Raw genomic sequence first — 13,429 nt, 5'->3', positions numbered from 1 at the left:
GACGTGGAGAAAACGGAAAAATTGCTGGAAGTAAGCGGTTTGCGCGTCACGTTCAAGACGCACGGAGGAGAAGTGAATGCAGTCCGTGACGTGAGTTTTTCCTTGAACAAAGGGGAAACGTTGGCGATTGTCGGCGAGTCCGGCTGTGGCAAAAGCGTAACGGCCAAAAGCATCATGCGCCTCGTACCGGAGCATATCGGAAAAATCGCTGGCGGCAGTGTGATGTTCAAAGGCAAGGACTTGGTTGCGTTGCCGGAAAAAGAAATGCGCGAGCTGCGCGGGCGGGAAATTTCCATGATCTTTCAGGACGCCATGACCTCGCTCAACCCGACCATTTCCATCGGAGAGCAGATCATGGAAGGGATCATTCGCCATCAAAAAGTCGCCAAGAGCGAGGCGAGGCGGCAGGCTATCGAAATCCTGACGCTGGTCGGAATCGCCAACCCGGAAAGCCGTCTCAAGCAGTACTTGCACCAGTTCAGCGGCGGGATGCGTCAGCGGATCATGATTGCGATTGCGCTTGTTTGTCGACCGTCCATTCTCATAGCGGATGAGCCTACGACCGCACTCGACGTTACGATTCAGGCGCAAATCATCGACCTGTTCAAAAGTATCCAGCAAAAAACAGGGGTATCTATCATCATCATTACGCACGACTTGGGCGTCGTCGCCAAGATTGCCGATCGGGTCAACGTCATGTACGCGGGCAAAGTGGTAGAGTCGGGGCCTGTACGCGACATTTTTTACAATCCGCAACATCCGTACACGAAAGGCTTGCTCGCGTCGATGCCGCGTCTGGATGCGGATCGCTCGATACCGCTCAGTCCGATTCCCGGCACTCCGCCTGATTTGTTCGCACCTCCGCTTGGATGCGCGTTTGCGGCGCGCTGCGACTATGCGCTGGAGGTGTGCCGGAACTATCAGCCGGCGGAAACGAACGTGCACAACAAGCACTCCGTATCCTGTTGGCTGCAAGATCCGCGTGCGAAAAAAGTACTGGCCGCCATGCAGGCGCCGACGGGAACTTGAGTCGGCGGCACCGGGCAGCATCTGACAGCACCTGGCAGAGATAGTGAGGCTCGCCATCTGGTGTAAAAGAGGGTGTCGTCTATCGGCGCTATCCTTTTACGACATATAAAAACTATAAGGGGGAAGAAAAAAGTGAAAAAACTATCGACTATCCTGCTTTCCGCTTCACTGGCTGTTTCCGTGTTCATGGCCGGATGTAGCTCGGGGCAAGCGCCAGCGAACAACGAATCGGCACCGCCTACGGAAAACAATCAGCAGACGCCTTCGCCAGAAGACCAAGCGGCAAAGCTTTTGCTCCTGAACAACATCAAAGAGCCTACCTCTTTGGACCCGCCGCTCGGATTTGACGAGCCGTCCTACAACATTTTGAACAACCTGATGGAAGGGTTGACGCGCCTGGACGAGAACCAGAAGCCGCAGCCGGCAGCAGCTTCCGAGTGGAAAATTTCCGAAGACGGCAGGACGTACACGTTTACTTTGCGCGACAACAAATGGAGCAACGGCGAGCCAGTAAAGGCACAAGACTTCGAGTACGCCTGGAAGCGCATGCTTGACCCGGCGCTTGCCTCTCCGGCTGCCTTCCTCGCTTTCATTATTGAAGGGGCAGAAGCATACAACAGTGGCAAAGGCTCTATTGACGATGTAAAAGTAAAAGCACTGGACGACAAGACATTGGAAGTCGTACTGGCGCAGCCTGCTTCCTGGACGTTGCTTCTGGCGTCCAACCCGGCGTTTTTCCCTGTGCACAAGGCGACAGTGGAAAAAGACCCGAAGTGGGCGGCTGAGGCTTCTACCTTCGTGGGCAACGGGCCGTTCAAGCTGACGGAGTGGAAGCATGACAGCGAATTGAAAATCATGAAAAACGAGAACTACTGGGATGCGGCAAACGTAACGTTGGCCGGCGCTGTCTGGAAAATGATCGACGACGAGAATACCGAGTACCAAATGTTTACGAACGGAGAGCTGCACAGAACTACAACCGTTCCGGCAGACATGGCTGACCAACTGTTCAAGGAAGGCAAAGTGTACGTAAGAGACGGCGCAGGCACCGAGTTCTACCGCTTCAATGTGACCAAGGAGCCGTTTGACAACGCCAATATCCGTAAAGCGTTCAGCCTGGCGATTGACCGCCAGACTTTGGTTGACCACGTGTTGATGCGTCAGCAAAAGCCGGGCACCGGATTCGTTTCCTTTGGCTTGCCGGATGCCAACGGCGCGGGTGATTTCCGTCAGGTAGGCGGCGACCTGGTGAAGTTCGACGCAGCAGAAGCAAAAAGGCTGCTGGAGCAAGGGATGAAGGAAAAAGGCTACACCACCTTGCCAGAAGTAACGCTCACCTATCGCAGCGGCACAGCCAACGAAAAAACAGCCCAGGCCGCTCAGGAAATGTGGAAGCAAACGCTGGGTGTAGATGTGAAGCTGCAAAAAGTAGAAGGGCAAGTATTGACCGATATGCAAAAGAAACTGGAATACCAGATCGCCCGTTCTTCCTGGTTGCCTGACTTCGGGGATGCGATCAACTTCCTGGACATCTTCCAGTCGAAAAACGGCAGCAACCGCACTGGCTGGGCTAATGCGGAGTACGACAAGCTGATCGAAGGCGCGTACAAAGAGCCAGACGATGCCAAACGTCTGCAAATGCTGCATGACGCTGAAAAAATCTTGCTGAACGAGGCGCCAGTAGCTCCACTCTACTTCTACAACACTTCGCTTTTGACCAGCGACCAGGTCAGCGGAATCCAAAGCTCTTCTCTCAGCTACACGGATTTGAGAAAAGCGGTCGTGAAGTAAACTAAGTTGGCCGGGAGAAGTCATTTCAGGCGGATGGAATGACTCTCCCCCCTTTTTTGCTGAATTTTTCAATAGTGCTATAATTTAGTTTGTCTTAGCGAAAAAATACAGATAAAGAAAGCACACGTGCTAGAAAAGATGGAGGAAAATATGATTATTCAAGCCATCGAAGTGAAGAGAATTTCTGTTCCGCTCAAAAAACCGTTTAAAACGGCATTGCGCACGGTGAACAGCCTGGAGTCCGTACTGGTCAAAATCACGTGCGACAATGGCATGGTTGGGTGGGGAGAGGCTTCCGCTACGGTCGTCATTACCGGGGACAGTATCGAGAGCATCGAGTCCGCTATTTTGAACACGATGAAGCCGCAACTGATCGGCCTCAACCTGGTTGCCTACGAGCGCGTTTTCCAGACATTGCACCAATCCATGGTGGGAAACACGAGTGCCAAGGCGGCGGTGGACATCGCGCTGTACGATCTGATTTCCCAACGGGCGGGCATGCCGCTGTACCAGTTTCTCGGCGGGTACCGCGACCAGTTGGAGACCGACTATACGGTCAGCGTCAATTCGCCAAAAGAAATGGGCGAGGATGCAGCAGCTTATTTGCAGCAAGGCTTTAACGTGCTGAAAATCAAGGTGGGCAAGGACAATATCGAGGATGACATTTTGCGCATCCAGGAAATACGCAAATCCGTGGGCAATCAGGTGAAGATTCGTCTTGATGCCAACCAGGGATGGAACGTGAAGGAAGCGATTCAGTCGATTCGCAAAATGGAGGACATGGGACTGGGCATCGAACTGATTGAACAGCCTGTAAAAGCGCATGATCTGGAAGGCTTGAAGCGGGTTACAGATTCGGTCGATACGCCGATCATGGCTGACGAAAGTGTATTTTCGCCGGCGCAGGCGCTGCAGGTTTTGCAAAACCGCGCAGCCGACATGATAAATATCAAGCTGATGAAGGCGGGAGGCATTTTCAAAGCGCAATTGATTAACCAGTTGGCTGAAGAACACGGCATTCCATGCATGGTTGGCAGCATGATCGAATCGCGTCTGGCCGTATCGGCGGCAGCGCACTTCGCAGCCAGCAAGAAAAACATCACCCGCTTTGACTTCGATGCTCCGCTGATGCTGTTGCACGATGGCATTGATGGCGGCGTGACCTACGAGGGCCGCCTGATGACCATGCCGGAAGCGCCGGGACTCGGCATCCGTTCGGTCAGCTTGTGGGAAGGGGGAGAACAGGAATGAAATCAGCAATCGTATCCGTTTCGGTCGCGACTGTATGGACAAAGCCGGAATCTCCACGTGACATCGATCAGGCGGCTATCGCCGTTCCGGTTGACGCGCGCGGCTGGCTGCAGTCGCTGTCTATCGACGAAAAGCTTGGCTTTTACGACAACAACGCCATTCAGACGCAAGCGCTGTTCGGCACTCGCGTAGAAATCGTCGAGGAGCAGGGCGAGTGGGCACACGTCCTGATCCCGGACCAATCGACCAGCAAAAACGAGATCGGCTATCCGGGCTGGATTCCGTCACGCCAGCTTTCTCCATGGTCTGCTGCTTTTGACGTACAGGATGGGCAAAAGCTGGCGATGGTGACGGCGGCCTTTAGCCGTTTGCACACGCTGGAGCGAAAGCCGGGCATCGAGCTTGCGTTCCTGACCAGGCTGCCGCTCGTCGAGGACGGCGCCGAGTGGGTGAAGGTAGCGGTACCGGACGGCGAAGCGCTTTTGCCAAAAGCAGACGTAGCGATCGTACGCGCAAACGAGCCGATCGAGCTGGCTGGCAACCGCGGCGAAGCCATCGTGGAGGCCGGCAAGCGTTTCCTCAACCTGCATTACTTGTGGGGAGGCATGTCCTCCTACGGGTATGACTGCTCCGGCTTTGCCTACAACATGCACCGCTCCGTAGGTATTCAGATTCCCCGCGACGCCTCCGATCAGGCGAGAGACGGCCTGCTGGTGGAAAAAGCAGATTTGCTTCCGGGCGACCTGCTGTTTTTTGCCCATGAAGAAGGACGCGGCAGAGTGCATCACGTCGGCATTTACATGGGCAATGGCGAAATGATTCATTCGCCTGACTCGCGCAGCGCCATCGAAATCGTCAAGCTGGATGGCTACAAGCTGAAAAAGGAGCATGCAATCTCCAGACGATACTGGTAAAAGGATAACGGGGGAGGATTGGCCAGATGGAAAGAAAAAAGCTGGTCCAGGTAAAGAACCTGACAAAAACCTTTACGCTTGGCAAAGGACTCTCGCTGAAGGCGGCTGACGACGTCTCCTTTGACATATACGAAGGGGAGACATTTGGACTGGTAGGCGAATCTGGCTGCGGAAAATCAACGACAGGCCGCACTATCATCGGTTTGTACCAACCGACCTCCGGGGAGGTGCTGTTCGACGGGCTGAACGTGCACAAAGCCTCTGCGGGCGAGCGGAGCAAGATTACGAGAAACATCCAGATGATTTTCCAGGACCCGTACGCGTCACTGAATCCGCGAATGAACATCGCCGAAATTATCGGAGAAGGTCTGCAATTGAACGGGCTGTACAAAGGCAAGGAGCGGGCGAAGCGGGTCATCGAGCTGCTGGAAATGGTCGGTTTGCAAAAAGAGCATGCCAACCGTTTCCCGCACGAGTTCAGCGGAGGGCAGCGGCAACGGATCGGGATCGCCCGGGCGCTTGCCGTCAATCCGAAATTCGTTATTGCGGATGAGCCGATTTCGGCATTGGATGTTTCGGTACAGGCACAGGTGGTCAATCTGATGAAAAATTTGCAGCGGGAGCAAAACTTGACCTACTTGTTCATCGCCCACGACCTCGCGATGGTCAAGCATATCAGCGACCGGATCGGCGTGATGTATTTGGGCAACATGGTCGAGATGAGCACGAGCGAAAAGCTCTATGAATCCCCCAAACACCCGTACACGCAAGCATTGCTGTCGGCCATTCCCGTCCCCGATCCCGATCTGGAAAAAAGCCGTGAGCGGAAGATTATCGAAGGCGATGTCCCAAGCCCGATCAACCCGCCCAGCGGCTGTGTGTTTCGCACGCGCTGTCCGGTGGCAAAAGAGGTGTGCGCCCAGAAAAAGCCTGTCTGGCAGGAAGTGGACACCAATCATTTTGCTGCTTGTCATCTTTATCAATAAAAAGCATATCGCTGTTACAGCATTCGACATTTTTCTTCAGCCGTCCCTCATGCAAGGGATGGCTTTTTGTCGAGCGGTCGCGTTTCTATATTAAGGAAGGTTTACCAGCAAGGATTTAAGGGGAGAACTGTTAATATTCTGTAAACTGGCAGGAATCAAACAAGTTTTGTCGAAATACGGTTACAGTAAACAACTTCGTAACTCGCCTAACTTCATCGTGAACTCCCATTCCAGAGAAGTGAGGGTTGCATATGACTTTGAGTACCTCCTCATTCCATTCCACTCCCCGTCGCTGGCGGGAAGTAGAAACACAGTTGGGAATCGTCGTGCCCAGGTCGCTCCGATCTGACACTTCCGCCCTGCTGTTTTTGGAAAGCGTCGCTGCAACACCCATGTTGGACAAAGAAGAAGAGTTGGCGTGCCTGATTCGCTATCAGCAGCACGGCGATATGGAGGCACGTGAAACGATTGTGCGCGCGTATTTGCGCTATGTTGTCAGTACAGCCTTGCGCCATTTGAAAAGAGGCATGCCTTTCCTGGATCTGATTCAGGAAGGCACGATTGGATTGTTTACCGCCATAGACAAATTCGATGTGGGACGTGGCGTACGTCTCTATCATTACTCGCATTGGTGGATTTCCCAGGCGATCACCCGTGCGATCAACGACAAAGGCACCTTGATCCGCATTCCTGTCCACATGCATGAACAGATTCGCCAATATCAAAAGCAAGTATTGCATCTGATTCACGCTCTGAACCGCACCCCGGATCGACACGAGATTGCAGGACTGCTCGACATACCGTTGGAAAAAGTCGACGCGATCGAGCAGGCGCTGATGATGAAAATGGAGTCGATTGATGCCGAGCTGGACAGCGAAAAATGGCAGGCAGAGCATGACGAAGAATGTCTCAGCTATGCCGAGATCATGGACGATGGATTGTCCTCGCTGGACGACTGGATTGAAAAGGTGGACTTGCGTTCGCAAATGCATGCGGCATTGGAACGGCTCAGTCCCCGCGCCCAGGAGATTATCTCCATGCGCTACGGCCTTCACGACGACCATGTGTACACGCTGGAGGAAGTGGGCAAAATGTTCGGCCTGACCCGCGAGCGAATCCGCCAGATAGAAGCGACGACGATTGACCGACTGCGAACGCAAAAAGCGTCGAAAGTGTTGAAAGACTATTTGACCTGATGTCTTCACCAGCCCCCTCTTTTTTGGAGGGGGTTTTTTTGCATGGAAACGTGCAAGTGTCAGTTCAAACAGCGGAAGGCGCGTACGTTCGTCTTCTTGTGGTAAACTGATAGAGGCAGTTTGATTTTTGCATGGAAGAAGGAGGATCGCCAGATGAGCGATTATTTGATAAGAGCAACCGGATTCAACGGACATGTGCGGGCTTTTGCCGCGCGCACAACAGGGATTGTAGAAGAAATGCGCCGTCGCCACGACATGTGGAACACAGCAACCGCCGCGACAGGACGCACATTGACGGCGACTTTGATGATGGGCGCCATGTTAAAAGGAAACGAAAGCCTCTCTGTCAAAATAAAAGGGGGAGGGCCGATCGGCCAGATCGTCGCGGAGGCCAATGCCGATGGAGACGGCATCGCCTACGCTACCAACCCGCAGGTTCATTTTGAGCTGAATGAAAAAGGCAAGCTGGACGTTGCGCGCGCAGTCGGGACAGATGGCTTCGTGTACGTGACGAAAGACCTTGGACTGAAAGAGCCGTACCAAGGCAGCTCGCCGATCGTCTCCGGAGAGATTGGCGAAGACATCACGTACTACTTTGTGACGTCGGAGCAAACGCCGTCTGCCGTAGGGGTGGGCGTGCTGGTCAATCCGGAAGATCGCTCCGTTTTGGCGGCTGGCGGGTTCATTCTCCAGCTTTTGCCGAACACGCCTGAAGAAGTTGTGGCGAAAATCGAAGAACGGCTGGGGCAACTTCCGCAAGTATCCCGCATGATCGGCGAGGGGCTGACGCCAGAGGAAATTTTGGCGCGCGTCCTGGACGAGCCGAAGTACCTGAGCCGCACAGACATTCAATTCAACTGCAAATGCAACGAGGACAAAGTCATCCAGGCTCTGATTAGCATGGGACGTGAAGAGATGGAGAGTCTGCTTGAAGAACAGGGCGAAGCGGAAGTTCACTGTCATTTTTGCAACGAACGATATCATTTTGACAGAACCGCGCTGGAAGACATCATGAAAGACATGTAGGCAAAAGTCGCGCGGCGTCTGCTAGGGGAGAGGATGGCATGACCAATGTAAAAGGGTTGTGGGCATTCATCGGGGCGCTTGTTTTGTTGCTGCTTGCCGTGACCTGGGCCTGGTACCAGTCGTCAGGCAAGCTGCAGCCTGCGGCCATCGTGGGGGATGTGACCATTAGCGAAGCCGAGTACGTGTCAGCGCTCAAGCAAAAATTCGGGAAGCAGGTGCTCGACGACCTGGTGAATCGCGAGGTAGTTTTCCAGGAGGCAAAACGGCTGGGAATCAGCGCGGATCCGAATCAGGTCGAGCGGGAGCTGGCGCAGATTCGGGACAGCTACGGCAGCCGGACAGACAGCGAGTTTCAACAGGCGCTGCAAAAGCAGGCTGGAACGACTGTCGATGCCTTGAAGCGGGAGATTACCTATCAAATTTTGCTGCAAACGTTGGCCACCAAAGATATCTCCGTCAGTGACGACGAAGTGTTGAAAGTGTACGAAAGCAGGGCAGAGCGCTATACGCGGCCGATGCAGCTACGCCTGTGGCAAATTGCGGTCGCATCGCAAAAAGAGGCGGAGCAGGTTCAGGCCGAACTCAAGCAGGGCGCCAACTTCCAGACGCTCGCCAAGGAACGCTCCATCGACAGCAGAACAGCGGCGATTGGCGGCGATTTGGGCTGGGTATCGTTGCGCGACCACCAGTTGCCTGACGAAGCGTGGAACGCGATAGAAAAGCTCAAGGCAAAAGAAAACAGCGAGCCGGTCAAGGTCGACGACAACTACGTGATCTATCACCTGGAGCAAAGCAGGAAGGCTACACAGCGGTCGTTCGAAGAGGTAAAAGAGGAATTGCGCCGGGAAATTGCTTTTGCGCAGGTAGAATCTCTCGATACTGTCCTGGAACGGTTGCGCAAATCGGTAGGGGTTCAGATTTCTGGGCAAATGCCTCATTGACCAATTGGGCAACCGTTGATATAATTATGACAATAAATCCTAGCGATTTACTCGGTTATCAAAAAATAAGGGGGCAGGACATATGCGCGTGGCGAATTCCATTACTGATTTGATTGGATTTACTCCGCTTGTGAAGCTGAATCGTGTTGTCACCGAAGATATTGCAGACATTTACTTGAAGCTTGAGTTTTTCAACCCGGGCAGCAGCGTGAAGGACCGTATCGCGCTGGCGATGATCGAGGCGGCCGAAGCAGACGGCAGCCTGAAGCCGGGATATACCATTATTGAACCGACGAGCGGAAATACAGGGATCGGACTTGCGATGGTGGCTGCGGCAAAAGGCTACCGCGCTATCCTGGTTATGCCGGAGACGATGAGTATCGAGCGTCGCAACCTGCTTCGCGCGTACGGGGCTGAACTGGTTCTCACCCCAGGAGCGGAAGGCATGGGCGGGGCTATTCGCAAAGCCGAAGAGCTTGCGAAGGAAGACAGCACCTACTTCATCCCGCAACAATTCAAAAACAAGGCCAACCCTGCCATCCACCGCGATACGACAGCGCGCGAACTGCTGGAGCAAGCAAAAGAAATCGGCGGCGTGGACGCCTTTATTTCCGGAATCGGAACAGGCGGAACGATCACAGGTGTCGGGCAGGTGCTGCGCGAGCACTATCCGAACGTGCACATCGTAGCAGTCGAGCCGGCAGCTTCCCCGGTTTTGTCCGGCGGCAAGCCAGGTCCGCATAAAATCCAGGGGATCGGAGCGGGCTTTGTTCCGGAAATTCTCGATACGCAAATTTACGATGAAATCATCAAGGTAGAGAACGAGGAAGCTTTTGAAACAGCGCGCCGCGTTGCCCGTCAGGAAGGCATTCTGGGCGGCATTTCCTCCGGGGCGGCGATCCATGCTGCGCTGCAGGTGGCAGCGAAGCTCGGCAAAGGCAAAAAAGTCATCGCCATCATCCCGTCCAACGGTGAACGCTACCTGTCCACTCCTCTGTACCAATTCGAGGATTGATTGGCAGCAAAATACGAGAGGCCACGTCATGCTATTTGAACTGTGACCTATAAGATGGAGGTCTCCCAATACACACTAATTGCTCATAACAGCAAAAAGGGGCCGTCCGAAAAGTGGCTTTTCAGCCCGATGACTTAAAAAAGCAAAACCCAAGAATGCCGTAAAATCAGCATTCTTGGGTTTTTCGTTTCGGCTCTTTTTACTCCGAGATGGACTTTCGGGACAGCCCCTTCTTTACATAATGATCTAATCTTGTCTCATTTTGGGGGAACTTTTTAATTCGTTGTTACATTAAGTTGAAGTAAAGCAGAAGCTTCTCCGGATTTATCCATTGTTACTTTATAATCAAACTGACCACTACCAATTTCCTTATTTACCGGGATCATTGTCATGTTGTGTTTTACATCTGTTCGGAGGTTGTCATTACCAAAATCGTAATTATAATATGCGGCCCAAGCAGTTTGTGTAATTTTTGAGTTGTCCGAGTTGTATGTATATTTAGGGAACGATTGGCCATTTTTATACCAGTGTGTATCAAACTCGGATGGATTCGCTGCCCATGTATTGAAGGTACTGCTTGTGCATTCCAACAGACCGTCAATATCTTCACTCCAGGACATCGAAATTTTTGATGCAGCGGTTTTGATTCGAACTGGATCTTCCGTGGAGGCTCTCAGCCATCCTTTGTAGTAACTTTTAGCAGCGAGAAGTTTGTTTTCAATAGAATCCCCTTTTTCATAAGAGAGTTCCGCTTCAAATTCTTCTTTCTCTTCTTTACTTAGCTCGTAATCTAATGGTTTGGTAATGTATGTTCCATTTTCTGTATCAATTTGAATTTGATAAGCCTCAATTATCCCGTCTGCTGTCGCTCTGCCTTCAATAGTGACTTGACCTTCCCCATCTCCAGTTTCACGATACTCTACTTTTTTTAAAATGACTTCACTTCCTGGTTCAGCTTTCAATTTCATGACTTTGTTCTCTTTACCAAGAACAGTAAATGCGCTTAAAAAAGAAAGTGACAAGACTACTGGAACTACTATCCACTTTTTTGACATTTGATTCTCTCTCCCTATTAACTTTTTTTTACATTATAGTAATATATTATCATAAGCATCCCGGAAAACGAAGAGGCATTTCCAATATTTTCAAAGAAGGTGAGCAACGTGAAATCTAGTTCTATGTTTATTTTATCGCTGATATGTGGTTTTCTTGCTTCTGTAGGAACAATTATTCTTTGGTACATTTTGCTTTACAACAAACCAACTGTTTCCGTATTTACTGCACTTTGTTTGTTACTTCCAGCGATATTTGGTTTAATTACCTCGTTCCTTAAACAACCTCTTATTATTATTTCTTTTGTGATCTCCTTACCTTTAAGTCTTTACTTTTTGATGAATGGAGATATGTTTACTTTATTTTTTATTACCTCAATCTTGTATTTCATATCTGCTGCTTTTAAATGGAAAATATCACAGGTTAATTGGAACTAATTGGGAAATGGGGGCTGTCTGTGATTTGTTGTTGTCCTTCTTTAAAAGGTATGAGCAAAAAAGTAACGACATATGCTTATGGGATGGGGTAAACCTAAAGAATCCAGTACCTTAAAACGGGTGCTGGATTTTTCCTTTTCAAGGACGAGATTCTTAACCATGCTCTTTACATTTGAGGCCACGTCATGCCATTTTGGCGGCGTGGTCTTTTCTTTTTGCCTGGCGCGACTATATAATGAACGGATAAATAGTGAAAAAACCGGAGCGTGAAGCGAAATTGATGTTCCCTACCTTTGCAGAATGCCAGACGTACGCTTTGACATATCCATTGGTTCCGCTTGCTCTTCGCGGCAAATGGTCTTCTGAAATCGACCCGTGGCAGGTGCTGACCACACTGCAGCCTTCCGTGCAGGATGCCGTCTTGCTGGAAAGCGGCCGAGTGGGAAGGTACACTTTTTTGGCGTACCAGCCTGTAGCTACGTTGCGCAGTCAGCGGGGCGAAACGATCGTGGTCTATCCCGATCAGCAGGTAGAAAATATGGAGGCGGAGCAACCGCTTGATGCATTGCGCAAGCTGCTTGCCCGCTACCGTACGCCTGTCGTTCCAGATATGCCTGATTTTTCCGGCGGAGCAGTAGGCTATCTCAGCTATGATATGAACCGCTTTTTTGAGCCGACCCTTCCCCAGATCGCGACGGACGACTTACAGTTGCCAGACCTGTATGTTATGATAATGCAAGACCTTGTTGTCTTCGATCATCAGACGCGGGAGATCGTATGTCTGACTCATTTGTCTGCAAAAGAGTTGAGCGAAGAGACTTATCGACAAGCCGCAAAGCGACTGGAAAAACGGTTGGCGTCACTGGAAAAGCTCGTCGCCGAAGCCGATACGGTGGACTGGGATGCGCTGCGCAAAAGACCGTTGGTACAAATGACGCCAGCGTCTGTGTCGTTCGCAAAAGACCAGTTCGAAGACGCCGTGCGCCGGGTGCAGGAGTATATTGGCCAGGGTGACGTGTTTCAGGTGAATCTGTCCGTGCGGCAGAGCAAACCGATCCAGGTGACTGCGCCCGATGTGTACAAGGTGCTGCGCAAGCTGAATCCGTCCCCGTATATGGGCTATCTCAGCTTTCCGGAATTTCAGTTGGTCAGCGCTTCCCCGGAGCTGCTGGTCAAAGTAAAAGGCGGCGAGGTTCACACGCGTCCCATCGCAGGCACTCGTCCGCGCGGGCAAACCGACGAACAGGACGAAGCATTGGCCCGCGAGCTGATCGACAATGAAAAGGAACGCGCAGAGCACGTCATGCTGGTGGACCTGGAGCGCAACGATTTGGGGCGCGTCTGCCGCTTTGGCAGCGTGGAGGTCAGCGAGTTCATGGTCGTGGAGAAATACTCCCACGTCATGCATATCGTCTCGCACGTAAAAGGAGAACTGGCAGAGGGCAAAGATGCTTTCGACGCCGTGGCCGCAACTTTCCCTGGCGGTACGATTACAGGAGCGCCAAAAGTGCGGACGATGGAAATCATCGAGGAGCTGGAGCCAGTCAAGCGCGGCGTGTACACGGGATCAATCGGCTGGTTTGGCTTTAACGGAGATGTCGAGGTCAACATCGCGATCCGGACGATGGTCGTCAAGGACGGGATGGCTCACGTGCAGGCAGGGGCAGGCATCGTGATTGACTCTGTCCCGGAGGCAGAGTACGCCGAGTCGCTGAAAAAGGCAGAGGCGTTATGGAAGGCCCTAGAGATTAGCGAGCAGAGAACGATGAGTTGAGAGGAGATGAGTGTAA

The 13,429-nt window shown here is 52.0% G+C and carries 11 protein-coding genes; 10 read left to right on the top strand and 1 reads right to left on the bottom strand.

Features of this window, described 5'->3' with window-relative positions; all coding sequences use genetic code 11:
• The first annotated feature begins 3 nt into the window (after positions 1-3).
• The 9 genes from M655_RS27640 (at position 4) to cysK (ending at position 10,149) form a co-directional block, all read left to right on the top strand.
• The gene (locus M655_RS27640; RefSeq protein ID WP_005833705.1) at positions 4-1,029 is read left to right on the top strand and encodes an ABC transporter ATP-binding protein; all 1,026 of its coding nucleotides are present in this window, start codon (positions 4-6) and stop codon (positions 1,027-1,029) included.
• Positions 1,030-1,161: 132 nt separating this feature from the next.
• Complete coding sequence (locus M655_RS27635; RefSeq protein ID WP_005833703.1) at positions 1,162-2,820, top strand: peptide ABC transporter substrate-binding protein; 1,659 nt, start codon at positions 1,162-1,164, stop codon at positions 2,818-2,820.
• 150 nt (positions 2,821-2,970) lie between these two features.
• Positions 2,971-4,071 (top strand): dipeptide epimerase, encoded by a 1,101-nt coding sequence (locus M655_RS27630; RefSeq protein WP_007787221.1) that lies wholly within the window; start codon positions 2,971-2,973, stop codon positions 4,069-4,071.
• The gene (locus M655_RS27625; RefSeq protein ID WP_005833698.1) at positions 4,068-4,985 is read left to right on the top strand and encodes a C40 family peptidase; all 918 of its coding nucleotides are present in this window, start codon (positions 4,068-4,070) and stop codon (positions 4,983-4,985) included. The genes M655_RS27630 and M655_RS27625 overlap by 4 nt, the downstream gene beginning before the upstream one ends.
• Before the next feature lie 26 nt (positions 4,986-5,011).
• Positions 5,012-5,971 carry an ABC transporter ATP-binding protein gene (locus M655_RS27620; protein ID WP_005833696.1) on the top strand — a complete coding sequence of 320 codons (960 nt, stop codon included), beginning with the start codon at positions 5,012-5,014 and terminating at the stop codon, positions 5,969-5,971.
• Positions 5,972-6,222: 251 nt separating this feature from the next.
• A complete protein-coding gene (locus M655_RS27615) occupies positions 6,223-7,167 on the top strand; it encodes a sigma-70 family RNA polymerase sigma factor (protein ID WP_007787227.1) in 945 nt (314 codons plus the stop codon).
• 153 nt (positions 7,168-7,320) lie between these two features.
• Positions 7,321-8,193 carry an Hsp33 family molecular chaperone HslO gene (hslO, locus tag M655_RS27610; protein WP_005833694.1) on the top strand — a complete coding sequence of 291 codons (873 nt, stop codon included), beginning with the start codon at positions 7,321-7,323 and terminating at the stop codon, positions 8,191-8,193.
• 38 nt (positions 8,194-8,231) lie between these two features.
• Positions 8,232-9,134 carry a peptidyl-prolyl cis-trans isomerase gene (locus M655_RS27605; protein ID WP_026558537.1) on the top strand — a complete coding sequence of 301 codons (903 nt, stop codon included), beginning with the start codon at positions 8,232-8,234 and terminating at the stop codon, positions 9,132-9,134.
• A gap of 82 nt (positions 9,135-9,216) precedes the next feature.
• A complete protein-coding gene (cysK, locus tag M655_RS27600; RefSeq protein WP_005833690.1) occupies positions 9,217-10,149 on the top strand; it encodes a cysteine synthase A in 933 nt (310 codons plus the stop codon).
• 275 nt (positions 10,150-10,424) lie between these two features.
• On the opposite strand, the gene M655_RS27595 is transcribed toward cysK, so the two are convergent.
• The gene (locus M655_RS27595; RefSeq protein WP_026558536.1) at positions 10,425-11,204 is read right to left on the bottom strand and encodes a hypothetical protein; all 780 of its coding nucleotides are present in this window, start codon (positions 11,202-11,204) and stop codon (positions 10,425-10,427) included.
• 715 nt (positions 11,205-11,919) lie between these two features.
• Here M655_RS27595 and trpE point away from each other — a divergent pair.
• Positions 11,920-13,413, top strand: coding sequence for an anthranilate synthase component I (gene trpE / locus M655_RS27590; protein WP_007787231.1), 1,494 nt, complete (start codon positions 11,920-11,922; stop codon positions 13,411-13,413).
• Positions 13,414-13,429 lie beyond the last annotated feature (16 nt).

Origin of the sequence: Brevibacillus sp. NSP2.1, from assembly GCF_000470975.2 — a bacterium.
In the GTDB taxonomy this organism is placed as follows: domain Bacteria; phylum Bacillota; class Bacilli; order Brevibacillales; family Brevibacillaceae; genus Brevibacillus; species Brevibacillus agri.
Note: the sequence above shows the minus strand (reverse complement) of the source record. Positions and strands in the feature narration are given on the sequence as shown.

Bases quoted from the DNA above. Each gene is read 5' to 3' on its own strand.
- M655_RS27605 (WP_026558537.1), top strand. From the start codon at position 8,232: ATGACCAATGTAAAAGGGTTGTGGGCATTCATCGGGGCGCTTGTTTTG.
- M655_RS27615 (WP_007787227.1), top strand. From the start codon at position 6,223: ATGACTTTGAGTACCTCCTCATTCCATTCCACTCCCCGTCGCTGGCGG.
- hslO (WP_005833694.1), top strand. From the start codon at position 7,321: ATGAGCGATTATTTGATAAGAGCAACCGGATTCAACGGACATGTGCGG.
- M655_RS27625 (WP_005833698.1), top strand. From the start codon at position 4,068: ATGAAATCAGCAATCGTATCCGTTTCGGTCGCGACTGTATGGACAAAG.
- M655_RS27595 (WP_026558536.1), bottom strand. From the start codon at position 11,204: ATGTCAAAAAAGTGGATAGTAGTTCCAGTAGTCTTGTCACTTTCTTTT.
- M655_RS27620 (WP_005833696.1), top strand. From the start codon at position 5,012: ATGGAAAGAAAAAAGCTGGTCCAGGTAAAGAACCTGACAAAAACCTTT.
- trpE (WP_007787231.1), top strand. From the start codon at position 11,920: ATGTTCCCTACCTTTGCAGAATGCCAGACGTACGCTTTGACATATCCA.
- M655_RS27630 (WP_007787221.1), top strand. From the start codon at position 2,971: ATGATTATTCAAGCCATCGAAGTGAAGAGAATTTCTGTTCCGCTCAAA.
- cysK (WP_005833690.1), top strand. From the start codon at position 9,217: ATGCGCGTGGCGAATTCCATTACTGATTTGATTGGATTTACTCCGCTT.